Raw genomic sequence first — 24,809 nt, 5'->3', positions numbered from 1 at the left:
TTTCGTGTTACGGCCGGAGAACCAATCGCAGTTGTTCCACACTCAGCCAATCGACTGCTTCGGTGTCATCCGAAGAGTCCGATTCCTCACTGTCGTCACCGGTGAGTGCCATCAGTTGATCGAGGGCCGAGAGATACAACAGCTGGCTATCGTCGGCAGTACCCACGATGCCACCGATCGGCGATTCGTCGGTGCTATTCGAGGACGGGCTGCTGCTAGTCAGGCTGGGCACCACCGTGGGGAGTGTTGAGCTGCTGCTCGTAGTGTCGGAATCCGCATCCACGGCTTCGCCAGCCGAGAAGGCGAAATAAGACGGTTCGCTGACGGCTTCACCGCCGCTCACAGCTTCGCCACCACTGCCGCCGGAAGACAGCGGATGCAGGTTCAACCAGTTGATGACCACGAGGGCATCGAAGGCCGACAAGCTGCCGTCGCCGTTGGTATCGACGTAAGCGCTAGGCGGCAACTCGCCGCCCGAAGAGAGATGGTAGTTGCTGAGGCCACGAGCACCGCTGTTGTTCAACTCGTTGATGACCGTTAAAGCATCAAAGGCAGTGATCTTCGTGTCGTTATTCACGTCGAGCGTCGACCGTGTGTTGATAAACTCCGGAGCGCCCGGGGCCTTGATGGTGACTGGCACCGATTCGACGAGGAAGACCTCGGTATCCAATGCCAAGATTGGTTCAGGCGCGCCAATGGCAGGGGCAAGCAGGACGTCAGAGCGACCATCGACATCTTCGGCCGGATCAGGGCGGAAGACCAAATTCGTGGTGGGAGCAATCGCATCAAAGCCGACTCTCACAATCAGAACTTCACCCTTGCCAAGTGGTTGACCGTTGGGCAAGGGAGCATCAAACGCATTGTGCGCTGCTCCAAGTTCGTTGACGATCCCTTCCGGAGAATTGACGATCGCATTCTTGTCGAAGTTGTAGAGCGGGTTGAAGGTGATATCGAGATCGCTCGTACCTGGTATCACACCCACGGCGGCAAAGTTGCTGTTGTATAGCAAGTCGAGAAACGCAGCTTCCACACCACGATCAAGATTACTGCCACCTGGACGGAGATCTTCGCTGTAGGCTTCGACATAGAATCGATCACCTTCATCAATCCGGGCAGTCGGATTTACGCCTACTTCGCGGCCGAGCGAATCGAACACACGGAGCGAAATCTTGGCTTTGTAGGATGTTGCAGGCGGCAACACAGGATTGTTGGCCACTTGGACCGTTACCGTGGCCGTCGAATCGACCGTGCTCACATCGGTATCGGTGACCGTGTATTGGAACTGAACAGTACCCACAAAGCCGGCAGCCGGCGTGTACAGCAGTTGCCCCGGATTGGCAACATCTGGCGTTACCGTACCGCTAGCGGGTTGCGTGAACACCGACAAGGTGATCGGAGCGCTGGGAGCATTCACGTCGTTGGCCAGCACGGGAATTGAGATGGCCGTATCCACAAACGTGGTACGGGTGTCATCGACGGCAATCGGATCCTTGGCCGTTACCAGCACGCGGACCGTAGCTGGTGCCGATACATAGGGCAGGTTCGTCGTGGGGTCGTTGACTCCATTCGTCACCTGATACGTGAACGACTCGACGCCCGTGAACGGATTCGCGCCACCGCGAGGTGTGTAGATCAGCGTTTGTGTCAGCGTGTCCAGCGTGATCGAGCTGCCGTTGGCAGTGGTGCTAGGAAAGCTGCCGGGAATGATCGTCAAGGTGCCTTCGAACGGGATCGGGTCGTTTCGCAGCACGTCCAAGACATTGTTCGTGCTTTCTTGCTTGATTAGATCATCGAAGTAGCTCACTGGCGGTGGGAACAACTGATCCGGGAATTCGTCGTCGAAGGCCACCGGAGCGGCCGTGAGGATGCTCACCAGATAATCTTCGACTTCACCGGCACGCGCCGGGCCATTCGGGCCGAGATCGCGTTCGTAACCGTAACGGAAACGAGCATACGTGTTGGCGGCCAAAGCGCCGGCGGGAATGGTAAAGGTCAGATTGCTATTGAGACCATCGGCGGGGACAAAGTTTTTGAAGATCTGCTCACCAGCGTCGGTGAAATCGCCGTCGAGGTTGAAGTCGATCCAACCTTGCAGCAAGCCACTCGAGTAGCCGCTGTTGGTAACACGGATGTTCACGATGCCGTCTTGGCCGGGAACAACCTTCACAAACTGTACGCCGTCTTCGTCGTCTCCGGTTGCCTGATCGGGCGTCAGATCGTCACCTACTGCACCAACAGTAGGAATGCCGTCTACTTCGAAGTCTTGCTTCGTTCCCAGCATGAAGCCAGGGAGAATGCCGTGAGAGGGACCGTTATTGGCCTTAAGGGTGTTGTAGGTGGGAACGCCGAGGGCTCCACCTTCTGGCAAGTCGCCATAGTCGAAAGCGACTCGGTTGCCGAACAGCAACGGTGGATCGTTGGATGTATTGCTAACAACCGTCACTGACAGAACTGGATCTGGCAGGAGATTGGCACCCAGCGTGGCGGGGAGTGTTGGAATATAGCCAGGAGTGACTAACTCGCGGACAAAGTAATCACCAGGCTGAATGTTTGGGATGGTAAAGTTGCCATCTACTCCCGAGCGTGTGCTTGGCTCACCCACGCTGATGAAGCCATCGTTGTTCAGGTCAACGTAGACTAGGATCCCGGCCAACCCTGGCTCGTTGGTATCTTGATCGCCATCGCCATTCAGATCGTTGAACTTGTGACCGACGATGCTTCCCGGCTGTTGACGATTGCCAAAGTTCAAGTTGTCAAAGTCAATCGCACGAGTGGAAAGATTCAGGACGATTGCGCCGCCGTTGGTGGTCGGCGTGGTTTGATTGAAGCCTGGCTGCAAAACCTGCCGCAGCCGATAAGTGCCGGGAGTGACATAGGTATCCAGCGAGTACGTTCCCGTCGCGCTACTTACCGTGGAAGGTTCGTTGGGATCGAGCACTCCATCGTTGTCGACATCCAGATAAACGGTCCAGCCAGCGAGGCCCGTTTCGCCAATAAAGTCGTAGACCTTGTTGTTGTTAGCATCCTGGAAGACGTTGCCAGTCAGCGTGTTCTTGGGAATTGCATCGAGGGCGCCGCGAGCGTTCAAGCGGCCTTCGGTGACCGAGAGGAACCGGAAAGAACTACGCTTGTCGACACCGGCCATGATGTACTGCTTCACTTCGACGGGCGTTAAGCCAGGCGCAAGTGAATTGACGAGCGCAGCAACGCCCGAGACGTGTGCGGCTGCGTAGGATGTGCCGGAAAACACGTCCACATTCAAAGTGATCGTAACGCTGTTAATCGTGACGGTGTACGGATCTGTTTGCGTAAAGATCTCATAGCCAGGGGCGTGCAGGTCGACAGTTGCTCGACCAAAGCCAGAAGCCAGGGTTCCACCAGTAAGGATTGGGAAATCGTAGTCGTCCGAAGCGGAGACGGAGAGGATTCCATCGATGCTGTAGCCGCTAGGATAGTCGCGGACGACGTCGTGATTGACACCGGCGTTGTCCACTGAAGTGACGAGCAGCACGCCGGCATTCGTCATTTTCTGAATAGCATCGAACTCTGCGAAACTGTATGACGAAGATCCGTAGCTGGCATTGGCCGCCACGATATTGACACCATAAACCGACTTCATGCGGTGGACGTACTTGTAGCCACCAATCGCGCCAGTGACGGTGATAGTCGTACCACCGTCATTCGAGATCTTGACCGGCATCACCTTGGAGTTCCAAGCTACGCCCGTCGTGCCGTCATTGTTGTTACCACCGGCGGCGATAATGCTCGCCATTTGCGTGCCGTGGCCGTTCGGGTCACCTTCTGCCGGATCGCCGTCACCGTCAGCGGGGTCAGCGCCAAAGATATCGTCAACGTAGCCGTTGCCGTCGTTGTCGATTAGATCCGGAATTTCGCGAGGGTTCTGCCAGAAGTTGACGTTTAAGTCGTCATTAAGAATGTGTACACCGGTGTCGAGAATCGCAACCACGACATCTGGACTGCCGGTGGTCAGATCCCAGGCTTCTGGCGCATCGATATCAGCATCATCCAGGCCAAAGGGATCGGTCGCGGGCGGTGTGGGTGGTGTGGGAAAGCCGATGCCGAAGTGGAACTGTCCTGTATTGTTAAGCGCCCATTGCTCGGGAAATCCCGGGTCGTTGGGAATCGCTCGAGTATGCATCACAAAGTTCGGTTCAGCGTACAAAGTGTTGCTGAGGCGCAAAAAGCGATGGCCCAAGTCAATCTCATCGCTCTCGGCTGGTAGCTCGAGAAACGCCATCTGCAATTCATCGTCCCAGTCTGTGATCGTAGTCCCGGGAGCTTCGATGGCGATGGTCGCTTCGGCTTCCTGGCGGCTGACCGTCGGCGCAAAGCGCACGATGAGACTATCAGACTTGAATTCGGCAGTCGACCAAGCTTGCACTCGGGGGTCAAATTCACTGACCTTTCCGGGAATGTCACCGCCCGGATTCTTATCATCGAAAATGGGTGTCGTGGGGGCAACGGTCATCAGTTCCCGAGGCTCAAGTTGCTCAAGAAACGACCGACGAAAGTGCTTGCGAGAGCGTTCTTTACGAACGACCGAGGCAGCGGCACGTGGCAGGTTTGCACGCATAGATTTTTGACGTTGCGCCGAGAAGCTCACGACAGTGACCCTTGGGGTGAGGTCGGTAGATGCCGAAAATGGGTTGGCCGAAATGCCGAATTTCGAAAAGTCCAGCGAATTCCGCGGTAGCAGGCCAGTCTAATTGCCACTTTGGGGCGTTGCCACTGTTCCGCTCAAACTTTAGCGGCTATCTGGCAATTTCCGTCCCTAGGGGTGCGGAGAGTCCGCACCTCCGCACGAAGTTGACGCCTGCCGACAAAGAAAAGTTCCTTTGGTACCGATTATGCTGCTTCGGCACCCCGCCAAATGACTGCAACGGCCGCTTGGCTTACCACACGGGTTCGTCATTGGGGCGATACTTCGACCAATCGATTTTCAGTTTCCTCATCCGTGCTCGCAGGGTATGCGGATTAATACCCAGCAACGCCGCCGTCCCCCGCTTGCCCTCAATTCGCCCCCCTGTAGCCTGCAACGCCCGCTCGATGTGTTGCTTCATGGCATCGTCCAACGACGAGATAGCAGGCTTTGAAGAGGGGCGTAGATCGTCGGTGGTCACTTCGTACAGCGTTGGCGGAACATACTCCTGCGTGGTTGGTGGAGTAATGATGGGATCGAGGAAACCCAACGCCTTTGCCACTTCCAGCGAACGACCATCGCCCAAAATGGCGGCCCGATCAATCACAGCTCCCAATTCTCGGATATTTCCCGGCCAGGCATAGTTGCACAGTGTCTGCAAATCCGCCTCGGAGGGCTCGACCGGCGTCAGACCAAAGCGAGTTGCTGCCCGGACGGCAAAGTGCCTGGCCAGAGCCGGAATGTCTTCTTTCCGCTGATTGAGTCGAGGTAGCACGATCGGAAACACATTGATGCGGTACCATAAGTCTTCGCGAAAAGTCCCCGCTTTCACCATCGAGGCCAGATCGCGATGCGTGGCAGTCACCAACCGCACATCGACCCGCAAGGGCTGTTGCCCACCCACGCGCTCGATAAAACCGTCCTGCAAAACTCGCAGCAAGCGAACCTGTGCGGGGAGTGGAAGCTCCCCCATTTCGTCGAGAAATAGCGTTCCGCCGTCCGCACGTTCGAACCAGCCCTTGCGCGAGTCGGCTGCTCCAGTGAAGCTTCCCTTTTCGTGACCGAACAACTGCGAGTCAATCAGCTCCGAAGGAATCGCCCCACAGTTCACGCGAATGAACGGCCCTTGAGAACGCGGCGAACGCGTGTGAATTGCTCGCGAAACCACTTCTTTGCCCGTACCCGTTTCGCCCAGAATCAGGACCGGCACGTCGGACTGCGAAACCAGTTGCACCCGTTCCATGATGGGACGAAGGCCAGCGTCGGCACCCACGATCGTCTCACTCATTTCGTTGCGACCGAGTCGCGAAAGAAGCGAACGACGGTCAGCCTCCGCTGCTTCGCGATGCGCGTTGAGCTCATGCAACCGGCGATCATTTTCGAGTGCTGCCGAAAAAGGTTCGAGGAGTTGCCTCACAAGCAGCAGGTGATTCTCCTGAAACACCCGTTGGTGGTTCGCCACCAACAATAAGACGCCGGCGGGACCTTCTGGATTGATGAGTGGCCCGACGAGCACCTCACCCTCGATCTCCTCGGGAACTACCGCGGCAAGGTCACCCGCGCGCTTGAGTCGTTGGCCGTGCAATACCTCGCCGCTCTTGGCCCAGGCGAGAACCCGATTGAACTTTGCCGGTGTGCAGGGCGTTTTCAGCGTGGCGTGCAAGTATTGCTCGACAGGCTGGCCTTCGGCGACCGTGTCGACACTGGAATGCTGTAGGTCGAAGCGGCGAACGATCAGCGCAGATAGCGGCAAGTGCTCCGCTAGCATCTTGGCAATGGTGGTGGCCGATTCGTTGATTTCGATATGCCGGCAGGCTTCCCGCCAGATATCCAGCAGCAGTTGTCCATAGCGTTCCATCGTTACTTCTCGATTCTATCCCAGCACAGGTCATTGCTATCCGCGATATTTGCTGGATCAGTTCCATCATATATCACGGACCATCATTGGATTTTCAGGAAATGGAGCGCGCAAGCTGAGTTTACCGCCCGCGTCGCCCGCTTGTTCTCGGCGGCACAACCCTTGCGATAGGTTGGTAAATCGAGTGAACGGTATCACTCGCCAGCCCTTGCCCTTCATCGCACTCTGCTCTCCGCAGGCTTCCTTCCATGAACAAGTCTCTTCGCACTATTGCCATCCTTGTGCCGGTCGCCGTGATTTTTGCTGGGCTGCTTGCCGGATGCACTCCCTCGGGTACCACCTCAGGCGGTGCTGCCGGAACTGGCCCCGTGAAACTTCTGAACGTCTCCTACGACCCGACGCGAGAGTTCTACGTCGAGTTCAACAAGTCGTTTACGGAGCACTGGAAGAAGGAAAAGGGGCAGGACATCACCATCGACCAATCGCATGGCGGATCGGGCAAGCAGGCCCGGGCGGTGATCGACGGCCTGGAAGCCGACGTAGTAACGCTTGCCCTCGGTTACGACGTTAGCGCGATTGGCCGCGGGGCCAAGCTCATTGACGAAGACTGGCAATCGCAGTTGCCGCACAACAGCTCGCCCTATACCTCCACCATCGTGTTCCTGGTTCGCAAGGGAAACCCCAAGGGAATCCAGGATTGGGGCGACCTGACCAAAGACGGCATCGAAATCATCACTCCCAACCCCAAGACCAGCGGCGGTGCTCGCTGGAACTATCTCGCCGCCTGGGGTTACGTCCTCAAGCGAGAACTGGGCGATCTCAAGAAGTTGAAAGACCCAGCTGCCGCTGCGGAAGTAAAGGCTGCCGAAGGCAAGGCTCAGGAGTTCGTCACACAACTCTTCAAGCGAGTGACGGTGCTCGACTCCGGTGCTCGTGGCTCGACAAACACCTTCACTCAGCGTGGCTTGGGCGATGTGCTGCTGGCTTGGGAAAACGAAGCCTACCTCGCCGTAAAAGATCTAGGCCCCGACGACTACGAAGTCGTGGTGCCGAGCATCAGCATTCTCGCGGAACCACCAGTCACGGTCGTTAAGAAAGTGACCGAGCGTCGCGGTACCGCCGAAATCGCCAAGGCCTATCTCGAGCACCTCTACACGCCCGCCGGTCAAGAACTGGCTGCCAAACACTACTATCGCCCGGCGATTCCCGATTCGGTGGCACCAGAACTGCTAAAGCCCTTTGTGCAAGTGGAACTCTTCACAATCGATGATGTGTTTGGCGGATGGGACAAAGCCCAAGCCCAGCATTTCGATGACAACGGCGTGTTCGACAAGATCTATCAACCGGGCAACTAAACCAGAGCCCATTCGCACGGACTGCGCGAGGAATTGAAATGTCACTGGCTCCTAGTTTGCCCGCGGGAGAGCGCACCAGCGTATCTCGCGGCCCGTGGTTCACTAGATTCAAGTTCAACCGAATCCGATTCAAGCAACACAGTGTGCTGCCGGGCTTTGGCCTGACCATGGGCTTCACGCTGTTGTACCTCGGTTTGATCGTCCTGCTGCCGCTGTCGGCGATGTTCCTGCGAACCGCCGGCCTCACCCCAGCCAAGTTCTGGGAAATTATTACTTCGCCGCGCGTCATCGCTTCCTACAAGATCACGTTTGGTGCGTCGCTGGCCGCAGCACTCGTGAACGCCGTGTTCGGCTTCATCGTGGCTTGGTCGCTCGTTCGCTATCGCTTTCCGGGGCGAAAGATCCTTGATGCCTTGATCGATCTCCCCTTCGCCTTGCCCACAGCCGTCTCGGGTATCGCCCTCTGCGCCATCTATGCCAAGACGGGCTGGATCGGTCAGTTTCTCGATCCAATTGGTATCAAGGCCGCGTTCTCGCCCTTGGGCATTACCATCGCGCTGACGTTCATCGGCTTGCCGTTTGTGGTTCGCACCTTGCAGCCTGCCATCGAAGAACTCGACGGCGAAACCGAAGAAGCGGCCGCGAGTCTTGGGGCCAGCCGCTGGCAGACCTTCCGCCGCGTGATCGTCCCTTCGCTGTTGCCGCCGCTCCTCACGGGCTTTGCGATGGCATTCGCCCGCGCTTTGGGTGAATACGGCTCGGTGGTTTTCATCGCTGGCAATCAGCCCATGAAGACCGAGATCACTTCCCTGCTGATCATTACCAAGCTCGAACAGTACGACTACGCCGGGGCCACCGCCCTGGCAGTTGTGATGCTCCTGGCGTCGTTTTTGTTGCTACTCGCAGTCAACGTACTGCAGTGGTGGGCTGGCCGCGGGTATCACAAATAAGGGTTAAGGCCATGGCACATTCAACTGCGGCAACCTCGGGCAGCAAAAGCCGCCGCGCGGCCAACGATCCGCTCTGGTTGCAAGTTCTCCTTATCAGTCTGTCGCTCGGCTTTGTCGGCGTGATGCTGGTGCTCCCCATCTCGATTGTCTTCATCGAAGCGTTTCGCGATGGCATCGGCGCTTACCTGAAAAGCTTCAACGACTCCGCTGCTTGGGAAGCGATCAAGCTCACCGTGATCGCCTCGGCGATTGCCGTTCCGCTGAATCTGGTGTTTGGCCTCGCCGCCGCCTGGGCCATTGCCAAGTTCGATTTCAAAGGCAAGAGCCTGCTGATCACGCTCATCGATCTACCGTTCGCGGTCTCGCCGGTGATCTCCGGTTTGATCTTTGTCCTCCTCTTCGGTCTGCAAGGTTGGCTCGGTCCTTGGCTAGCCGAGCACAACATTCGCATCATTTTTGCTGTACCGGGAATCGTCCTCGCGACGATCTTCGTGACGTTCCCATTCATTGCCCGTGAACTGATTCCGCTGATGCAGCAGCAAGGTTCTGACGAAGAGCAAGCCGCCATCTCGCTGGGTGCGAGTGGCTGGCAAACCTTCTGGCGAGTCACACTGCCGAACATCAAGTGGGGTCTGCTATACGGCGTGATCTTGTGCAATGCCCGCGCGATGGGCGAGTTCGGTGCGGTCTCGGTGGTGTCGGGTCATATCCGGGGCAAGACCAACACGATCCCGCTGCATGTCGAGATTCTTTACAACGAATACAACGTCGTCGCCGCGTTTGCGATGGCGTCTCTGCTGGCCCTGCTTGGCCTGGTCACGCTCGCGGCCAAAACCTACCTCGAGTGGAAGGTGCAGCAGGATCTTCAATCATCCCTTGAGCCGTCGTCGGCAGAGGCCTAACCATGAGTATCGATGTACGCAACGTCACCAAGACCTTCGGCAGCTATACCGCGCTCCGCGATGTGAACTTGCACGTCAAGGATGGCGAACTTGTCGCCCTGCTGGGTCCCTCGGGATCCGGCAAAACCACCTTGCTGCGCATCATCGCCGGACTGGAAATCCCCGACGACAATCCAGACAGCTCGATCTTGTTCCACGGCGAAGACGTGGCTCGCCGCCAGGTCGGCGAGCGGCAAGTGGGCTTTGTGTTTCAACACTACGCGCTCTTCAAGCACATGAGCGTGTTCGAAAACATCGCCTTCGGCCTGCGAGTTCGTCCGCGTCACTTGCGCCCGAGCAACGACGTCATTGCCGACAAGGTAAACCGCCTCCTCAAACTCATTCAGCTCGAGAATCTCGGCAAACGCTTCCCCGCGCAGCTATCCGGCGGTCAGCGTCAACGCGTGGCTCTCGCTCGCGCTCTGGCGATTGAGCCTCGCGTGCTGCTACTCGACGAGCCTTTCGGCGCGCTCGATGCCAAGGTTCGCCAAGGGCTGCGCAATTGGCTCCGCCGCTTACACGACGAACTGCACGTCACCAGCATTCTCGTCACGCACGACCAGGAAGAAGCCCTGGAAGTGGCCGATCGTGTCGTGGTCATGAACAATGCCCGCATCGAGCAAGTCGGTACGCCGAGCGAGGTCTTCCACAATCCGGCTTCCGAATTTGTGATGGACTTTCTCGGCAACGTAAACGTGTTTCACGGCCGGATCGAGAACGGCTTTGCCGAACTGGGGCACTTCTCGGTCAACGTGCCTCATTTGCCCAAGAGCGCGGCTCACGACGCCAACGTCTACATTCGTCCTCACGAACTACAGATCGAACTGCATGCCAACGGCACGCCCGCTTTGCCGGCGACCGTCGCGCGCATCAACCCTGCCGGCTCGTATGCCAAGGTCGTGCTCGCTGCCAGCGATGGCCGTGAGTTGCAGGTCGACCTGCCGTTCGAGCGCTTTACAGAATTGAATTTGCACCCGGGCGACCATGTGTTTGTCTCGCCCAAGAAGGTGCGCGTGTTCGTTCCCGAGTATGTCATCTAGTTCTGCCTGGAGAATTCCGTCATGGCTACCGGTGAAACCCAACAGCAGGCGAGCATCGTCAATCAGCACGATGCTCACCCCCGCGAAGCTTCCGCCCGCGATGAGCGCGAGCAGGACCTGCAACACATTCGCGAGGCCCTCCGCGGCCTCCGCTATGGCACTGTGAACATCATCATTCAAGATGGCGTGGTCGTGCAGATCGACCGGACCGAGAAGCGGCGCGTACGGCAAAGAGATGCGAAGTAAGTCGCTTTCGCGAGTGCCTCACTCGCCACTTACGTCGACCACATCCCCGCCGTTTACAACCAAGGTGTTCAACTTCGATCCGCTTATGGGACAGGAAAACCCAGCGAAACTCGGGATTTGCGCTAGTTAGTCCCCAAAAATGACCTTGATTGTTGAACACCCCCCCTTTTGCGGTTCTGCGACGTAAGTCCTATTGCAGCGGCAACGAGGGCCGCACCACTAGCACCCACCAGGCAATCAGCGAGAGCAGCCCGCCATTGAGAAACAGGCCGATCACGGCGATCACCCCCGTGTCGTAGTTACTGCGGCGAATGGCTGCCGTCAGCGCCACAATGCCCAGCACAACACCGCTCAGCAAGAGTGCGATACCGGCCGCCGAGACGACTCGGTCGGCGGTGCTCCACTCGGGAGACTTTTCCTTGGCGCTCAGCTGAGCGTAGGCAATCTGCGAGAGGCAGCAGGCAACCGCCGCAATGATCGACAGCCTCGCCACATGCCGCGGCCAATCGATCTTGGCCGCAGCAGGCTCCTTCAAAGTCACATTCACGCTCGTCCCTACTCGGGCAATGGCTTGCCTTTGGTTTCGGGCGCGAATGGCAGGGCAAACAGGCCCACCAAAAACACGCTGCACATGGCGACGCCGGCCCACCGCAGGCCTTCGTTGCCGAAGCCGTTGGCTTCGTTAAAGACGTACTTGGTGAGACCACCGAGCGTCAGCGGGCCAAGTGCGGCGATAAACCGGCCAATGTTGTAACAAAAGCTGGTACCGGTCGAGCGCAGCCGCGTGGGGAACAGTTCTGGGAAGTAAATCGCATAGCCGCCGAACAGCGAAAGCTGGCAGAAGCCCATCACTGGCACCATCCACAAGTCACCGAAACTGTCGAGTTGCGAGAACACGAGCGCGGTACTAAACATCGCAGCGATAAACGCAATGGCGAACGAAATCTTCCGCCCGATATAGTGCGAAAGATAGCTAAACCCATAGATGCCAAAGAAAGCACCCACATTCATCAGCACCGAACAGATGCCGACCCATAGCGCGACTTTCGAATTCAAGTCAGGACCAGTCAAGCCTTGGTCCATAAAGTGCTTGCGCAGCACGCCGCCGAACAGGTCGAATACAAAGAAGCCGATGCCCCACAGACCGACGACACCGGAAAATCCCATCAGCAGGCCGACGATCGCATTGCGACGCCAGCGTGGATCGCCCAGCAACTCTGCGTAGGAGCCCAGCTGCTTGTTGGCCGATTCGGACGCAGCTACCGCTTTCCACGTGTCCGGTTCTTTCAAGCGACTGCGAATCAAGATCGCCAGCAGCGCGGGCAACGTACCGATGACGAACATAATTCGCCAGGCGGTGATCGGCATTCCGTTGAAGCTCAGGTCTTCCAGGCCGCCTTGGCCTTCCACGACGCCGAGCCCAATATTGATGAACGCGGCCGTAATGTTGCCGACCGTGGAGAGCGCTTGCAGCAAGCCAAGCGCGAAGGGTCGCGCCTTCGACGGCATGACCTCTGCCACCAGCGAGATGCCCACGGCAAACTCGCCGCCGACGCCCAGGCCCGTCAAGAATCGGTAGAAGGCAAAGTCCCAGACGGATGTTGAAAGTGAACTTAAGCCCGTACAGAACGAATAAATCAGAATCGTCCAGAGCATCACCTTCGCGCGGCCCCAGCGATCGCCGAGCACGCCGAAGACGAGCCCGCCCGACGCCCAGCCCATCATGAAGATGCACGTGGTGACGCCGGCCCAGAAGTTGATGTCCGAGTCGGCCGGCAGCTTGTCGACCAAGGCACCGTCAATGGTTTCCTTGACCGTCAGCAGTTCGCGCATCGCCGGCTTACGAGCCAGGTTGAACAGCTGCTGATCCATCGTATCGAACAGCCAGCCCAGAGCGGCGACGGTTAGCACGAACCAGTGATAGCTCGACAGCAGGTTGTACCAGGGGCGATTGTCGTTCGGGTCATCCGGCTTGGCCGGTGCAACTTCATCAAAACCATGCATTGAAAGGCGTGCTCCAGGATAGGTGGGAGCCTCGCAGTGTAAGTACGCTGTGCGCCGACGGCAAGGGTTTTTCACTATGCAGGCGAAGGAATCTGCACAGCCCAGTTGGCAAAAATCGGCGGAAGCCGATTAGCGAGACATTGCCGGACAGGTTGTCGCTGCTCCCAGCTCTTTCCTCCTAGCGCCTCGCTTCTTCCCTCGTGGCATGAAGCCGTGCTTCGTGCATTTGCCCCTATCTCATTCGATCGCAGTTCTCCGAACGAAGCACGGCTTCGTTCCACGGATGCTCCTGCCCTCCCGCGCGCGGCGAACTTGTCGTCTAATAGCCTGTCCCTAAGGAAATGGCTTTCCCGCACGCACGTACAACTCTCCGCAAGGTTTTCGGACCGATGACCGTTCGCACTCGCTTCGCCCCCAGTCCTACCGGCTTTTTGCACATTGGCGGCGTACGGACCGCGCTCTTCAATTGGCTGTACGCCCGCCAACACGGGGGGCAGTTTCTGCTGCGGATTGACGATACCGACGCCGGCCGCAATGTGGCCGAAGCCTTGCTGCCGATCATCAACGGCTTCAAGTGGCTGGGCATCGATTGGGACGAAGGCCCCACCGACGATGGCAAGGACAGCCGTGGTCCGTATGGCCCTTACTTTCAATCGCAACGCCTGCCGCAGTACCAGGCAGCCGTGAAGGTGCTGCTCGAACGCGGTTTCGCCTACCGAGACTATGCCACTCCGGACGAACTCAAAGCCGAGCGTGAACAGGCCGAGGCCGAGAAGAAGCCCTTTCTCTACAGCCGCAAGTGGATGGCTGAGACCGACGAGCAGGCGAAAGCCTTCGAAGCCGAAGGCCGCCAGGGCGTTATGCGCCTCAAGATGCCCCGCGAAGGGAAGTGCATCATCGACGACCAGGTGCGTGGTACTTGCGAGTTCGACTGGGCTCGCGAACAGGACCACGTCATTCAACGCGCCGATGGGACGTGCCTCTATCACCTGGCCAGCGTCGTCGACGACTACGACTTCAAGATCACCCACGTCATCCGCGCCGAAGAGCATCTCTCGAACACGCCGCGGCAGATCTTCATTGTGCAAGGTCTCGGTTATCCGCTCCCCGTGTATGCTCACCTGCCGTACGTCGCCGAGCCAGGAAGCAAAAACAAGCTGAGCAAGCGGAAGATCCCGCAGTATCTCAAAAACCCCGACTTCAAACGGCTCTACGATCACGGTGTGGAGATCGTCAGCCGCTTTGGCAAGGAACTTTCGCCCGATACCTTCAATCCGGTGATCGTGGACTTTTATCGCGACGTCGGTTACTTGCCCGATGCCATCATCAACTACCTGATGCTGCTAGGCTGGTCGCTTGACGACAAGACCGAAGACTTCACCCGCGAAGAGATGATCAAGAGCTTCACGCTCGAGCGCGTCACCAAAGCCCCGGCTAGTTTCGACTGCAAAAAGCTGTGGAACTTCGAAGATCGGCATATGCAGAAACTGCCGATCAAACAGAAGGTCTCGCGCATGTGCGACTTCTTGCAATCGGCCAAACTGATCTCGACTCCGCCGCCGTGCGACATTGCTCCCAAACTGACCCGCATCATCGAAGCAGCCGGCGATCGTTTGAAAGTCGCTGGCGATATCCTCAGCTATGCCGATTTCTTCTTCATTCCCGATGACCAAATCGTCTTCGACGAGAAGGATTTCGAAAAGCGCGTCAAACCCGCTGCCTCGCTCTCCCTGCTGAAAAAGTATCGCGAGAAGCTGGCCGCAGCCACCGACTTTACCGCTCACCCACTCGAGGAAATGACCAAGGCGTTCCTCGAAACCGAGGGAATCAAGATCGGCGACATTGTCCATACGGTTCGCGTTGCTGCCACGGGCAAAAGCGTCGGTCCTGGCTTATATGACTGCCTGGAGTTGCTCGGCAAAGATGCTTGCCTCGCGAGAATCGACCGGGCAATCGCGAAGGCAGCTTAGCGTCGGTTGGCACTGACACGTTTGGCCACCACCCGAGTTCGGTGGGGCCGAAACCCCAGAGAACAACCGTCAGGAGTCGTTGCTGGCTGGCATATAGTACGGAGCGAAGCTTAGAAGATGATGGACTGATGCCGGACGAAATGGCGATACAGGAAGTATCCGTCGCTCTATCCACGAGAACACTTCACGATGAAGACGACATTGCGTGGAATCTTTCTCACTTCGGAAAAGCCGGAACGAACGGCGGCCTTCTACCGCGACGTCGCCCTGCTGGAGCTAGAACAAGTCGGCAGCTCGGCCACGTATCTGTATTGGAAAGTGGATCGCGACGGCGTGCAGATCGCCATTCACGATGCGGCCAAGTTCGCTTCGTACACGCATCCCGTTCAGTACGGATCGAATGCGACGCATCTTTACTTCAAAATCGAAGACCAGGCGCCTTTCTTGCAACACTTGGATGCCCTGGGAATCTCGCCGGTCGCCTGCGATGATGTCGTTGTCACCGTCGATGATCCCGACGGTCGCAAGGTGATGTTTGGGACCGCATAACTCCTCGCTCAATGAGAGGAACGTGCAATGGAATCCGCGATTGTCATTCTCGCTATGTTGGCCCTGGTAGGTGCTTGGCTGCTGATATGCAACTTGATGGGGCGCTGTTGGAAGAATGCGTTCGAAGCCAAGTTCCCGCCGATCACCGATGACCAGTTCATGGCTCGCTGCCAGCCGGGTACCAGCCGCGAGGTGGCACTCAAGGTCCGCCGAATCATTTCCGAACAATTGGGCGTTGAGTACGAGCGGATCTATCCGGAGAGTTCGTTTGTGAGTGATTTGGACTGCGGCTGACGGCATAGTCGATAGCCGAGATCACGCACGACGAGCAGACTACCGCCCAGCACGACGGCATAGGAGCTGTAGGACCAAAGGTAGAAGAGGCCGCTCAACTGGTGCCCCAAGGAATCGGTAATCCAGGGTCGGAAAAATGTTGCATCCGCCAGGCTGAACAGCAGCGTCACTCCAATCAAACACGGCAGCGTGCGCCACAGTGACAGGCGCGAGAGCGTTGCGAATAAAACAACATGAGTGAACAAAGCGAAGCGAATGGGTGCTGTATCGAATGGCCAGTGCCAATTGAGCACTACGGACCATCGTCTCCAGGTCCAGCCGCGGTCGGACTGCAGCCAGCGGAAGATGGCCAGCGTCACACAGATCACCAAGAAGACACTGAGCAAATCTCGCAGGCTAACGGAACACCGCGCACCTGCATTCGTCCCCTCCTCGCTGCGAATGTCGAAGCCCAGCAGCCGCACTAATCCGCCCGTCAGGCAGACGACGGCTGCAAACGCCGATAGTCGGATTAGCCAACTCATGTGGCGATCGACAGTCCACATATCACCGTTGCGCAGCCAACCGTACAAAAAGAAAAATGAGTTTCCCGCGAGATTCGAAGCAGTCACCGCCAACAGCGGAAAAAGCAAAAGCAGCGCAGACAGCCGCAGACCCAGGGAGCAGTGGCCAAACACGGCTCCTATCGCGATCAATGCCACCTGAGCAATAAAAACGGAACTGGCGATGAGCGCCAGCGTTCGCAACGACTCGTAGTCCAGCTCAACAAGGCTATCCAGACCGCGAAACAAATGCTGCTCACACGAAATTAGGGTCAGCAGGCCCACGTGGACTGCCAACAGCAATTGCCAAACAGATTGCTCGCTTAGTCGTAAGGCCGATCGCAAGTTGATTCCAAACGCGCGAGTTGAGTCGATTACGCTGCCGATCAGACAACCATAACAAAAGAAAAAGCCCGCGACCATTTTTGATCGCGGGCTTTAGGTTTTTTAGCTAAGTCTTCCTACGGGCCGAGTCCCTCATACCAACCCTCTCCCCGTCACACCGTGGAGTACCACGTGTACCGAGGCGAGGGAGTGAAGAGGTTGCTACTTCGTCTCGGTGACTGCTGGAACTGGTTCCTTGGCGGAGACCGAGCCCTTGAAGTCGAGGCGGCGGAGCTTGTTCTCGTCGTCGCGAATGGCGCTGACGGTGATCGTGTCCTTGCCTTGGAACTCGCCCTTGAGGAGCTCTTCCGACAGCGGATCTTCGATCATTCGTTCGACTTCGCGACGGAGCGGACGGGCACCGTACGGGTTATCGTCTTCGCCACCCTTGTTGCTCTTCATGATGATGAATTCCTTGGCATCATCGGTCAATTCGAGCTTCAGGCCACGCTCGAGCAAGCGTTCGCGAACCTTCGACAGTTCGAGGTCGATGACTTGCTTGAGGTCCTTCGTGTTGAGGTGCCGGAAGACGATGATGTCGTCGAGCCGGTTCAAAAACTCGGGACGGAACTGACGTTCGATTTCTTCGGTCACGCGGCGCTTCATGCCATCGTACGAAGCATCCTGGTCACTCGTGGCTTGGAAGCCGAAGTGAGCTTCGTTCTTGATGGCAGCGGCACCGGCGTTGGTCGTCATGATCAAAATGACGTTGCGGAAGTCGACACGACGGCCGAAGCTGTCGGTCAAACGACCTTCTTCCATCACCTGCAGCAGCGTGTTGAAGACGTCGGGGTGAGCCTTTTCGATTTCGTCGAGCAGCACGACGGCGTACGGACGGCGACGAATCTTTTCGGTCAGCTGACCGCCTTCTTCGTAACCGACGTATCCCGGCGGAGCACCGATGAGCCGGCTGACGTTGTGCTTCTCCATGTACTCGCTCATGTCGATTTGAATGAGCGCGTCGCTATCGCCGAACATGAATTCAGCGAGAGCCTTGGCGAGCAACGTCTTACCGACACCGGTCGGACCAGCAAACAGGAAGCAGCCAGCCGGCCGGCGCGGATCTTTCAAACCGCTGCGGCTACGACGTACTGCTTTGGCAACGGCCTTCACGGCCTGTTCCTGGCTGATGATCTTGCGATGCAGCTCTTCTTCCATCTTCATCAGCCGCATGCTGTCTTCGGTCGTCATGCGGGTGAGCGGAATCCCCGTCATCTTGCTGACAACTTCGGCAATCACTTCCTCATCGACCACGCCTTCGTTGTCGCGCGATTTCTCACGCCATTCGCGGGTGATCGTGTCTTTTTTCTTCTTCAGCTTGTCAGCCTGATCGCGAAGAGCAGCGGCCTTCTCAAAATCTTGATTGGCGACAGCTTCTTCTTTTTGCTTGTTCAGGGTTTCGACTTCTTCGTCGATTTCCTTCAGATCTGGCGGACGAGTCATCGAACGCAGACGGACGCGAGCGCCGGCTTCGTCGATCACATCGATGGCCTTATCGGGCAAGCAACGAGCGGTGATGTAGCGCTCCGAGTACTCGACGGCCGCTTCGACAGCGTCGTCGGTGATTTGCACGCGATGGTGCTCTTCGTACTTCTCGCGCAGACCCTTCAGGATCGAGATGGTCTCTTCCTTGCCGGTCGGTTCGACAATGATCTCTTGGAACCGGCGAGCGAGGGCCGAATCCTTTTCGATGTACTTGCGGTACTCATCGAGAGTCGTTGCACCGATGCACTGGATTTCGCCACGTGCCAAGGCTGGCTTGAGCACGTTCGCTGCGTCGATCGCACCTTCGGCACCACCGGCACCGACGAGGGTATGAAGCTCATCGATGAACAGAATGGTGTTCCGAGCGCGACGAACTTCGTTCATCACCGCCTTGATGCGTTCTTCGAATTGACCGCGGTACTTGGTACCGGCGACCATCATGGCCAGGTCGAGCACCACGATTCGCTTTTCGGCGAGAATCTCGGGCACGTTTCCGGCCACGACACGTTGAGCGAAGCCTTCGACGATGGCGGTCTTGCCCACGCCAGCTTCACCGAGCAACACAGGGTTGTTCTTGGTGCGGCGGCAGAGGATCTGCGTCGCACGTTCGATTTCGCGTTCGCGGCCGATCACGGGATCGAGCTTGCCCTGGCGAGCGAGTTCGGTCAGATCGCGGCCGAAGCTATCGAGGGCCGGTGTCTTGCTTTTGCTGCTGCGGCCCGAAGCGGCTTGTTCTCCGCCACCACCGCCGCCACCAGCGCCGACACCTTCGCGTCCGCCCCGTTCGCTGCTCCCTTCACCTTCCAGGCCATGGCCCAGCAGGTTGAGGACTTCTTCGCGAACTTCTTCGAGCTTGAGGCCGAGGTTCATCAGAACCTGAGCGGCGACACCTTCTTGTTCACGCAGCAGGCCGAGCAGTATATGTTCGGTGCCCACGTAGTTGTGATTCAGGTTGCGAGCCTCTTCCATCGAGTACTCGATGACCTTTTTGGCGCGGGGCGTTTGGGGCAGCTTGCCCATGGTGACCATTTCTGGTCCGCTTTGCACCAGCTTTTCGACTTCGAGGCGGATCTTGCGCAGATCGACATCGAGGTTCTTCAGCACGTTCGCCGCGACGCCGCTGCCTTCCTTGACCAGCCCGAGCAGGATGTGCTCGGTACCGATGTATTCATGGTTGAAGCGCTGAGCTTCCTGGTTGGCCAATTGCATGACCTTGCGGGCGCGATCAGTAAATCGTTCGTACATTCTTCATCTCCCGCAGGTGCTTCGTGTGCTGGACAGTCCAGTCGCGTGAGTCACCTTGTGACAAGTGTTAGCATCCTTACCCGGTGTACAGCCAACGATCTTCGTGGTTGCTTTAACTAAGTTCTGTCGACTGTATTCGACTTCTTTCAGTTGTTCTTCACTGCCTGCCTGTTCGTTCATCACTTCGTGGAGGGTGATGAGGGCGAACTCCGCAGGCATTCTTTCGTGTTCGGTATCAATCGCCAAGTGGTCTAGTTCTGCGCAGGCCAGATTTATGTGGCTCGTTTCGTTCTAGGCGGCTTTGGTCTTGGGCAATCCGGTCTCGCTTGGTGGTTCGCGTTCTAGTTGTTGAATCTTGGTCGCTTCTCGCTGCACTTCTTCGGCCCAGGCAGCCGAACCGGACAGTTCGGCCAGTTGAGTCAAGGTTTTTTTGGCTTCGGCCAGGCGTTTGGTTCGTCGTTGCACACTTGCCAGGAGCAAGCGGGCTTCGACATCGCCGGCCGTTCGTCCCAATAACGTGAGCAATCGAGACTCGGCTTCGATCCAGTGACCTTTTAAGTATTCGAGTTGTGCCTGGCGGAAGAGTTCTAGCGACTGGGCATCCGCAGGCTGATTGGCCCGCTTGATGGTCGCGACAAGCTCTCCGCCGGCGCGCATTCCGGCAACCCAAAACCATACCACCACAATCCAGGCCGTTGCGGGAACGAGCCAAGGAGGAAGTTGCCGCGAGACGAGTTGCGGCCATACAAGCGTTGTTATCAGGGCAAAATTCACTGCCAGCGTAAACGCTACCGCCGTTAACAACCCGCGAAACTCTCCGCGCAGCCAGAGCCGAGCCAAACCGGGCCACAACGACGTGACCGGCGGCGGAAACCAACTCGCAGCTATGGTAGCGGACGAATTTGGCATGTACGGCGAACCCAATCCTCCGTGATCGACGCTTTAAGGGGCGAGGGTACCTGCAATCAGGCTGCTTCTCCCCTGAGCCTCGGCGAATTCTAGTGGCAGACGAAATTTGCGACAAGATGAATGATTTCAAGCGGTTAGCGAAGGTTGCTGGCAAACGTGAACTGTGATTCGGCCGCCTCGCTGACAAATGTCTAGCTGGAATCACCAGTTTCGATCCACCCTCGACATTTCGGCAGGTTGTAAGCACGAAGTACCCTTAAAAGCAACAATCGCGCCATTTCCAAAATCTCGATTTCGCGCTGCTGAACTTGCCGCTAATCGCTGCTAGCGACCCTCGTGACTGTGAACCTGAAAGCCTCCGCTCTGCTCTCTGCTCAAGCGTTGCCAAGTCCGATATATTTGGGATCGCCCAATCCCGATTTGCCTTTTCCCTGACCCCTGATCTCTAACCTCTGGCCCCTTCACCCATGTCCCTCCAAATCTATATCAGTGGAAAATACTTCGACAAAGAACACGCCAAAGTGAGCGTGTACGATCACGGCCTGCTGTACGGCGACGGCGTGTTCGAGGGCATGCGTAGCTATCACGGCAAGGTCTTTCGCCTGGCGGAGCACCTCGATCGCCTCTGGGATTCAGCTCGTTCGATTTGGTTGAACATTCCCATCTCGAAAGAAGAGATGGCCAAGGCCGTGAACGAGACACTCGCGAAAAACAGCATTCGCGATGGCTACATTCGCCTGATTATCACCCGCGGCGCCGGCACGCTGGGCCTCGATCCCAACAAGTGCCCGATGCCCGAAGTGATCATCATCACCGATCACATCCAGCTCTACCCCAAAGAGTTCTACGACAACGGGCTGAAGATCATCACCGCCTCGACCGTGCGAAATCACACGGCTGCCCTCAGCCCGCGAATCAAGTCGCTCAACTACCTGAACAACATCCTCGCCAAGATCGAAGGCATGCGAGCTGGCTGCGTCGAAGCGCTGATGCTCAACACCCAGGGGGAAGTGGCCGAGTGCACCGGCGACAATATCTTTCTCGTCCGTAACGGCATTCTCTACACGCCGCCGATCGACGCGGGCATTCTCGAAGGAATCACCCGCAACGCGGTGATCGAACTAGCCGAAAAGGCTGGCATTGTCGTTCGCCAGATCCCCCTCTCGCGTCACGACGTCTACATCGCCGACGAAGTCTTCCTCACCGGCAGCGCCGCCGAAGTGATTCCCGTCGTCGAGATCGACAGCCGCACCATCGGCGAAGGCAAACCCGGCCCCATGACCAAAAAGCTCACTGCGAAGTTTCATGAGTTGACGCGGGAGTAGTACTCGGCCTCTTTAGCTCGCCATGCAGGAGGTTTAGGGGGCTGGAATTTTTTGGCGTTGGGTGGCTCAATTTGACGTTAGGTCAGTCGAGCTTTACTCTAACACGCGCTGAGGTCACCTTTACGTCTTGTCTTTGAGGGTCCAATGTTGCGGTTCATACTTTGCTTTATGCTGCTCGTATTTGTAGTTTCCAAGGAAAGCCGCGCAGAGGGTGATGCAGTACGTGAAGCTATTGAGAAAGCCAAGACGGAGTATCAGGCAAGTCTTACTAAATATCGTGAACTCGCGAAGGTGTACTTCGACAAGCGTGAAGAAGAAGCGCGTAAGCAGGGTAACAAGCGCAGCGTGGACGAATTGAAGGTGGCACGCGAGGCATTTGACCAAAGCGGAATCTTGCCACCGAGCGCGCCAGCTGTGCTACGTGTGCGTCCCGCCAATGCATTGTCCGGCCTCAAGAGTGCCTATTCAAAAGCAGTCAAGGAGTACACACGTACCAAGCACGATGATTTGGCGGCTGCCGCCGAAAAGGAACTGGAAGTCTTCCAAGCCGAGGCCGGTTATCCGCCTATTGCTGGCGTTTGGCGCGAAGGGCCGGACGCAAATGGGATTCGAGTTGCCGTAACACAGAACGGCGACAAGTTCATCGCCGCCTGTAGTTATCGCCGTAGTGACAAAGTCGAGATTGCCTGGCGAATGACCGGAACCATTACCAAGGGTGGGGAAGTCAACGGCACCCTTATCCACACCAAGGCACCACAGGGTTATCAAAATCAAACTCGTACCGGGAAATTGTCTGACTCGAATGACACCATTGAGGGGAAGGCAATGTGGCCAGGCGGGCAGCACGATTTCCAATGGACTCTTGTTGAAAACTAGGACCAAGAGGTTTTCCTTGGCATAGATCGCGCGGCTCGCAGGGCGGCAAGTCGAATAAGTGGGAATCGGAACGCCAGTGACCTAGAATGAACTAAGCAGGCATTCATCAACCATCCCGAGAACACGATCATGATCTTACCGCTGGCAGCCGTTGAAGTGCCGCTCGTGGGCGACGAGCAAGGTGGATTGCGTGTTCGGGGCACCCGCGTGCTGTTAGAGCGAATCGTCCGTGGGTTTGAAAATGGAGCGACACCGGAAGGGATTGTGCAAAGCTATGACACGCTGCAACTCGCGGACGTTTATGCGGTGCTCAGTTGGTATCTCCAGCATCCTGAGGCGGTGCAGGAGTATCTTCGGAGGCGGGAGCTAGAAGCGGAGAACGACCGTTGCACTATCGAGGCGCAGTTGCCTGGACAGTCCGCCCTGCGCGCGAAGCTGCTGGCACGCCGAAACGAACATCAAAACGATGTATCGGGAGCGGCTCATGCTCCGCCTGCTGAGTGATGAGAACTTAAACGGCGATATCGTCCGCGGGCTGATGCGGCTTTATCCAGACTTGCCATGTGTGCGGGTGCAAGACGTCGGCTTGATGAACACGCCCGACGAGTTGATTCTGGAATGGGCGGCACGCGAGCGACTGATCCTCGTCACGCACGACGTTTCCACTATTCCACCCGCCGCCTATCAGCGAATCGTTGCATCGAAGCCAATGCCAGGTGTCATTGTTGTGCCTGACCAACTTGCCATTGGGCGAGCGATTGACGAAATCGCGTTTCTCGCCCGCGAGGTAGAGCCACGCGAGATTGAGAACCAAGTCTTCTTCCTGCCGCTCTGATCATTTGCCTGCCGCTCGGGCAAACGGTATGTTTGCGACGTGCATTAAGGCACCCTACAATCTGCTCGTCCATTCACGCCTGTCATTAAAATGTTGGAATACGCTGATGAAACCCATCCATGCTGCGATTCTCGGATTGCTTGTTGCCTACTGCCTCACATCTGTTGCACCTGCTTCCGCTCAAGGCGATGCCGAGGTTGAAGCGAAGTTTGTTGCCATGTTGAAGAACGCGACGCTCAAGGGAACGTGGGCGCCGGTGGCTGGTGGCAAGTTGGGTGGTGAGAAAGGGAACGACTCGTACAAAATTGCCCGGGTCGAGAAGGGAGAGGGAGACAAGTGGTCGGTCGTCTCGGTTTTCAAGGTGCAAGGTCGCGAGATTGAATTTCCCATTGCCTGCAGCGTGAAGTTCGCGGGCGATACGGCTGTGCTGGTGCTCGACAATGTTCGTGCGGGACCGGGATCAGCCAACTGGTCGGCTCGCGTCATGTTCCACGACGATGTTTACGCCGGTCGTTGGTGGGAGACCGCCAACAAGGAACATGGCGGCACGATCAACGGCACCATCACTCGTGCGGAAGTTAAGGCGCCGTAAGGGTTCGTGCGCAGGAGGAATAGGGCGATGGGATTCAGACGCAACAGCAACGCTGCATTCGAATGGAAACGGTGGACTGCGCGCAATCGCGACGAGTTATTAGCCATTGGTATTCCAGATGAGCTCACTTGTGACATGGCACGTTGGCAACACTTTTGTGGTCATGGCTTTGACCCTGAATCTGGATGGAGCACGAATCGAATGTCAGCGGAACAAATATCGCGGCTCAGGGCATTTTTGATCCGTGAAGTGTCGCCTGATGCCGACTTGCATTGCCTGGGACGCGCGCAATGAACCACCGTCTGGCCCCGCCGATCATCGCAGTCGTCTTGCTGCTCCTGCCGGTGCTTTACGTGGGAAGCTATCTGGCGCTAGTGGTGCCGGGGCCATGGGTTCTACTTGGTGGTGACGCAGTTGCCATTTATCGCTTCGGCGGTCGAACTTCCGAAATTGGCTTCTGGCCTCTGGAGCAGATCGACCGGAAGGTAAGGCCGAGAGCGTGGGAAGCTACCCACGAATGGCAAGAAAACCCGTATTGGCCGAACTCGAAGTAGGCACTTCCGTGCCAATCGCCGGTGCGGGGCAGGCAGCACCACTTAGCCGCCTAGTACCCAACTCGACCGGAAGGTGAGGCCGGGAGCGTAGGAATTTGAGTTCAAAGCATTAGCTGTCGAAGGGTGCGACTTGTCGCTGGGATCGTAGGTCAAATTCAGCCCCGTCACACTGGCGGGGCTTTTTCGTACGCGGGT

The 24,809-nt window shown here is 57.3% G+C and carries 21 protein-coding genes; 14 read left to right on the top strand and 7 right to left on the bottom strand.

The window, feature by feature from the left end; translation table 11 throughout:
- Window positions 1-7 precede the first annotated feature (7 nt).
- The gene (locus NA78x_RS19020) at window positions 8-4,594 is read right to left on the bottom strand and encodes a S8 family serine peptidase (RefSeq protein WP_425613955.1); all 4,587 of its coding nucleotides are present in this window, start codon (window positions 4,592-4,594) and stop codon (window positions 8-10) included.
- A gap of 319 nt (window positions 4,595-4,913) precedes the next feature.
- On the bottom strand, window positions 4,914-6,518 hold the full coding sequence (locus NA78x_RS19015) for a sigma-54 interaction domain-containing protein (RefSeq protein ID WP_425613954.1): 1,605 nt from the start codon (window positions 6,516-6,518) through the stop codon (window positions 4,914-4,916).
- A gap of 248 nt (window positions 6,519-6,766) precedes the next feature.
- Here NA78x_RS19015 and NA78x_RS19010 point away from each other — a divergent pair, with 248 nt between their 5' ends.
- The 5 genes from NA78x_RS19010 to NA78x_RS18990 are packed head-to-tail and all read left to right on the top strand — an operon-like array spanning window position 6,767 to window position 11,050.
- Complete coding sequence (locus NA78x_RS19010) at window positions 6,767-7,873, top strand: sulfate ABC transporter substrate-binding protein (RefSeq protein WP_425613953.1); 1,107 nt, start codon at window positions 6,767-6,769, stop codon at window positions 7,871-7,873.
- Between the two features lie 38 nt (window positions 7,874-7,911).
- Window positions 7,912-8,823, top strand: a complete 912-nt coding sequence (cysT, locus tag NA78x_RS19005) for a sulfate ABC transporter permease subunit CysT (protein ID WP_425613952.1) — start codon at window positions 7,912-7,914, stop codon at window positions 8,821-8,823.
- An 11-nt stretch (window positions 8,824-8,834) separates the two neighbouring features.
- Window positions 8,835-9,725 carry a sulfate ABC transporter permease subunit CysW gene (cysW, locus tag NA78x_RS19000; protein ID WP_425613951.1) on the top strand — a complete coding sequence of 297 codons (891 nt, stop codon included), beginning with the start codon at window positions 8,835-8,837 and terminating at the stop codon, window positions 9,723-9,725.
- Window positions 9,726-9,727: 2 nt separating this feature from the next.
- Complete coding sequence (locus tag NA78x_RS18995; RefSeq protein ID WP_425613950.1) at window positions 9,728-10,804, top strand: sulfate/molybdate ABC transporter ATP-binding protein; 1,077 nt, start codon at window positions 9,728-9,730, stop codon at window positions 10,802-10,804.
- 21 nt (window positions 10,805-10,825) lie between these two features.
- Window positions 10,826-11,050, top strand: a complete 225-nt coding sequence (locus NA78x_RS18990) for a YezD family protein (RefSeq protein ID WP_425613949.1) — start codon at window positions 10,826-10,828, stop codon at window positions 11,048-11,050.
- 190 nt (window positions 11,051-11,240) lie between these two features.
- Here NA78x_RS18990 and NA78x_RS18985 read toward each other — a convergent pair whose 3' ends face one another.
- Window positions 11,241-11,591 (bottom strand): hypothetical protein, encoded by a 351-nt coding sequence (locus tag NA78x_RS18985; RefSeq protein ID WP_425613948.1) that lies wholly within the window; start codon window positions 11,589-11,591, stop codon window positions 11,241-11,243.
- 14 nt (window positions 11,592-11,605) lie between these two features.
- Window positions 11,606-13,054, bottom strand: a complete 1,449-nt coding sequence (locus tag NA78x_RS18980; RefSeq protein ID WP_425613947.1) for an MFS transporter — start codon at window positions 13,052-13,054, stop codon at window positions 11,606-11,608.
- A 389-nt stretch (window positions 13,055-13,443) separates the two neighbouring features.
- Here NA78x_RS18980 and gltX point away from each other — a divergent pair, with 389 nt between their 5' ends.
- The 3 genes from gltX to NA78x_RS18965 all read left to right on the top strand — a co-directional run bounded on the left by gltX (window position 13,444) and on the right by NA78x_RS18965 (window position 15,867).
- Window positions 13,444-15,024 (top strand): glutamate--tRNA ligase, encoded by a 1,581-nt coding sequence (gltX, locus tag NA78x_RS18975; protein WP_425613946.1) that lies wholly within the window; start codon window positions 13,444-13,446, stop codon window positions 15,022-15,024.
- Window positions 15,025-15,213: 189 nt separating this feature from the next.
- Window positions 15,214-15,573: a VOC family protein gene (locus NA78x_RS18970; RefSeq protein WP_425613945.1), complete on the top strand. Its 360-nt coding sequence runs from the start codon at window positions 15,214-15,216 to the stop codon at window positions 15,571-15,573.
- Between the two features lie 27 nt (window positions 15,574-15,600).
- The gene (locus NA78x_RS18965; protein ID WP_425613944.1) at window positions 15,601-15,867 is read left to right on the top strand and encodes a hypothetical protein; all 267 of its coding nucleotides are present in this window, start codon (window positions 15,601-15,603) and stop codon (window positions 15,865-15,867) included.
- On the opposite strand, the gene NA78x_RS18960 is transcribed toward NA78x_RS18965, so the two are convergent.
- The 3 genes from NA78x_RS18960 to NA78x_RS18950 all read right to left on the bottom strand — a co-directional run bounded on the left by NA78x_RS18960 (window position 15,825) and on the right by NA78x_RS18950 (window position 20,432).
- Window positions 15,825-16,832, bottom strand: coding sequence for a hypothetical protein (locus tag NA78x_RS18960; protein ID WP_425613943.1), 1,008 nt, complete (start codon window positions 16,830-16,832; stop codon window positions 15,825-15,827). The genes NA78x_RS18965 and NA78x_RS18960 overlap by 43 nt on opposite strands.
- A gap of 123 nt (window positions 16,833-16,955) precedes the next feature.
- A complete protein-coding gene (locus tag NA78x_RS18955; protein ID WP_425613942.1) occupies window positions 16,956-19,523 on the bottom strand; it encodes an ATP-dependent Clp protease ATP-binding subunit in 2,568 nt (855 codons plus the stop codon).
- Between the two features lie 291 nt (window positions 19,524-19,814).
- Complete coding sequence (locus NA78x_RS18950; RefSeq protein ID WP_425613941.1) at window positions 19,815-20,432, bottom strand: tetratricopeptide repeat protein; 618 nt, start codon at window positions 20,430-20,432, stop codon at window positions 19,815-19,817.
- Window positions 20,433-20,899: 467 nt separating this feature from the next.
- On the opposite strand from NA78x_RS18950, the gene ilvE reads away from it, so the two are divergent.
- The 6 genes from ilvE to NA78x_RS18920 all read left to right on the top strand — a co-directional run bounded on the left by ilvE (window position 20,900) and on the right by NA78x_RS18920 (window position 24,614).
- The gene (ilvE, locus tag NA78x_RS18945) at window positions 20,900-21,757 is read left to right on the top strand and encodes a branched-chain-amino-acid transaminase (RefSeq protein WP_425613940.1); all 858 of its coding nucleotides are present in this window, start codon (window positions 20,900-20,902) and stop codon (window positions 21,755-21,757) included.
- A 144-nt stretch (window positions 21,758-21,901) separates the two neighbouring features.
- Window positions 21,902-22,633: a hypothetical protein gene (locus NA78x_RS18940; protein WP_425613939.1), complete on the top strand. Its 732-nt coding sequence runs from the start codon at window positions 21,902-21,904 to the stop codon at window positions 22,631-22,633.
- A gap of 129 nt (window positions 22,634-22,762) precedes the next feature.
- On the top strand, window positions 22,763-23,137 hold the full coding sequence (locus NA78x_RS18935; RefSeq protein WP_425613938.1) for a DUF433 domain-containing protein: 375 nt from the start codon (window positions 22,763-22,765) through the stop codon (window positions 23,135-23,137).
- Window positions 23,118-23,468: a DUF5615 family PIN-like protein gene (locus tag NA78x_RS18930; RefSeq protein WP_425613937.1), complete on the top strand. Its 351-nt coding sequence runs from the start codon at window positions 23,118-23,120 to the stop codon at window positions 23,466-23,468. The genes NA78x_RS18935 and NA78x_RS18930 overlap by 20 nt, the downstream gene beginning before the upstream one ends.
- 106 nt (window positions 23,469-23,574) lie before the next feature.
- Window positions 23,575-24,060: a hypothetical protein gene (locus tag NA78x_RS18925; protein ID WP_425613936.1), complete on the top strand. Its 486-nt coding sequence runs from the start codon at window positions 23,575-23,577 to the stop codon at window positions 24,058-24,060.
- Between the two features lie 290 nt (window positions 24,061-24,350).
- Complete coding sequence (locus NA78x_RS18920) at window positions 24,351-24,614, top strand: hypothetical protein (protein ID WP_425613935.1); 264 nt, start codon at window positions 24,351-24,353, stop codon at window positions 24,612-24,614.
- Window positions 24,615-24,809 lie beyond the last annotated feature (195 nt).

The sequence above is a fragment of the Anatilimnocola aquadivae genome (genome assembly GCF_049819085.1).
In the GTDB taxonomy this organism is placed as follows: domain Bacteria; phylum Planctomycetota; class Planctomycetia; order Pirellulales; family Pirellulaceae; genus Anatilimnocola.
Note: the sequence above shows the minus strand (reverse complement) of the source record. Positions and strands in the feature narration are given on the sequence as shown.

Excerpts from the sequence above, each read along its gene's own strand:
- NA78x_RS18965 (WP_425613944.1), top strand. The coding sequence starts at position 15,601 with ATGGAATCCGCGATTGTCATTCTCGCTATGTTGGCCCTGGTAGGTGCT.
- NA78x_RS18960 (WP_425613943.1), bottom strand. The coding sequence starts at position 16,832 with ATGGTCGCGGGCTTTTTCTTTTGTTATGGTTGTCTGATCGGCAGCGTA.
- NA78x_RS18990 (WP_425613949.1), top strand. The coding sequence starts at position 10,826 with ATGGCTACCGGTGAAACCCAACAGCAGGCGAGCATCGTCAATCAGCAC.
- cysT (WP_425613952.1), top strand. The coding sequence starts at position 7,912 with ATGTCACTGGCTCCTAGTTTGCCCGCGGGAGAGCGCACCAGCGTATCT.
- NA78x_RS18935 (WP_425613938.1), top strand. The coding sequence starts at position 22,763 with ATGATCTTACCGCTGGCAGCCGTTGAAGTGCCGCTCGTGGGCGACGAG.
- NA78x_RS19015 (WP_425613954.1), bottom strand. The coding sequence starts at position 6,518 with ATGGAACGCTATGGACAACTGCTGCTGGATATCTGGCGGGAAGCCTGC.
- gltX (WP_425613946.1), top strand. The coding sequence starts at position 13,444 with ATGACCGTTCGCACTCGCTTCGCCCCCAGTCCTACCGGCTTTTTGCAC.
- NA78x_RS18950 (WP_425613941.1), bottom strand. The coding sequence starts at position 20,432 with ATGCCAAATTCGTCCGCTACCATAGCTGCGAGTTGGTTTCCGCCGCCG.
- NA78x_RS18980 (WP_425613947.1), bottom strand. The coding sequence starts at position 13,054 with ATGCATGGTTTTGATGAAGTTGCACCGGCCAAGCCGGATGACCCGAAC.
- NA78x_RS18925 (WP_425613936.1), top strand. The coding sequence starts at position 23,575 with ATGAAACCCATCCATGCTGCGATTCTCGGATTGCTTGTTGCCTACTGC.
- NA78x_RS19010 (WP_425613953.1), top strand. The coding sequence starts at position 6,767 with ATGAACAAGTCTCTTCGCACTATTGCCATCCTTGTGCCGGTCGCCGTG.
- cysW (WP_425613951.1), top strand. The coding sequence starts at position 8,835 with ATGGCACATTCAACTGCGGCAACCTCGGGCAGCAAAAGCCGCCGCGCG.
- NA78x_RS18920 (WP_425613935.1), top strand. The coding sequence starts at position 24,351 with ATGAACCACCGTCTGGCCCCGCCGATCATCGCAGTCGTCTTGCTGCTC.
- NA78x_RS18940 (WP_425613939.1), top strand. The coding sequence starts at position 21,902 with ATGTTGCGGTTCATACTTTGCTTTATGCTGCTCGTATTTGTAGTTTCC.
- NA78x_RS19020 (WP_425613955.1), bottom strand. The coding sequence starts at position 4,594 with ATGCGTGCAAACCTGCCACGTGCCGCTGCCTCGGTCGTTCGTAAAGAA.
- ilvE (WP_425613940.1), top strand. The coding sequence starts at position 20,900 with ATGTCCCTCCAAATCTATATCAGTGGAAAATACTTCGACAAAGAACAC.
- NA78x_RS18955 (WP_425613942.1), bottom strand. The coding sequence starts at position 19,523 with ATGTACGAACGATTTACTGATCGCGCCCGCAAGGTCATGCAATTGGCC.
- NA78x_RS18930 (WP_425613937.1), top strand. The coding sequence starts at position 23,118 with ATGCTCCGCCTGCTGAGTGATGAGAACTTAAACGGCGATATCGTCCGC.
- NA78x_RS18970 (WP_425613945.1), top strand. The coding sequence starts at position 15,214 with ATGAAGACGACATTGCGTGGAATCTTTCTCACTTCGGAAAAGCCGGAA.
- NA78x_RS18995 (WP_425613950.1), top strand. The coding sequence starts at position 9,728 with ATGAGTATCGATGTACGCAACGTCACCAAGACCTTCGGCAGCTATACC.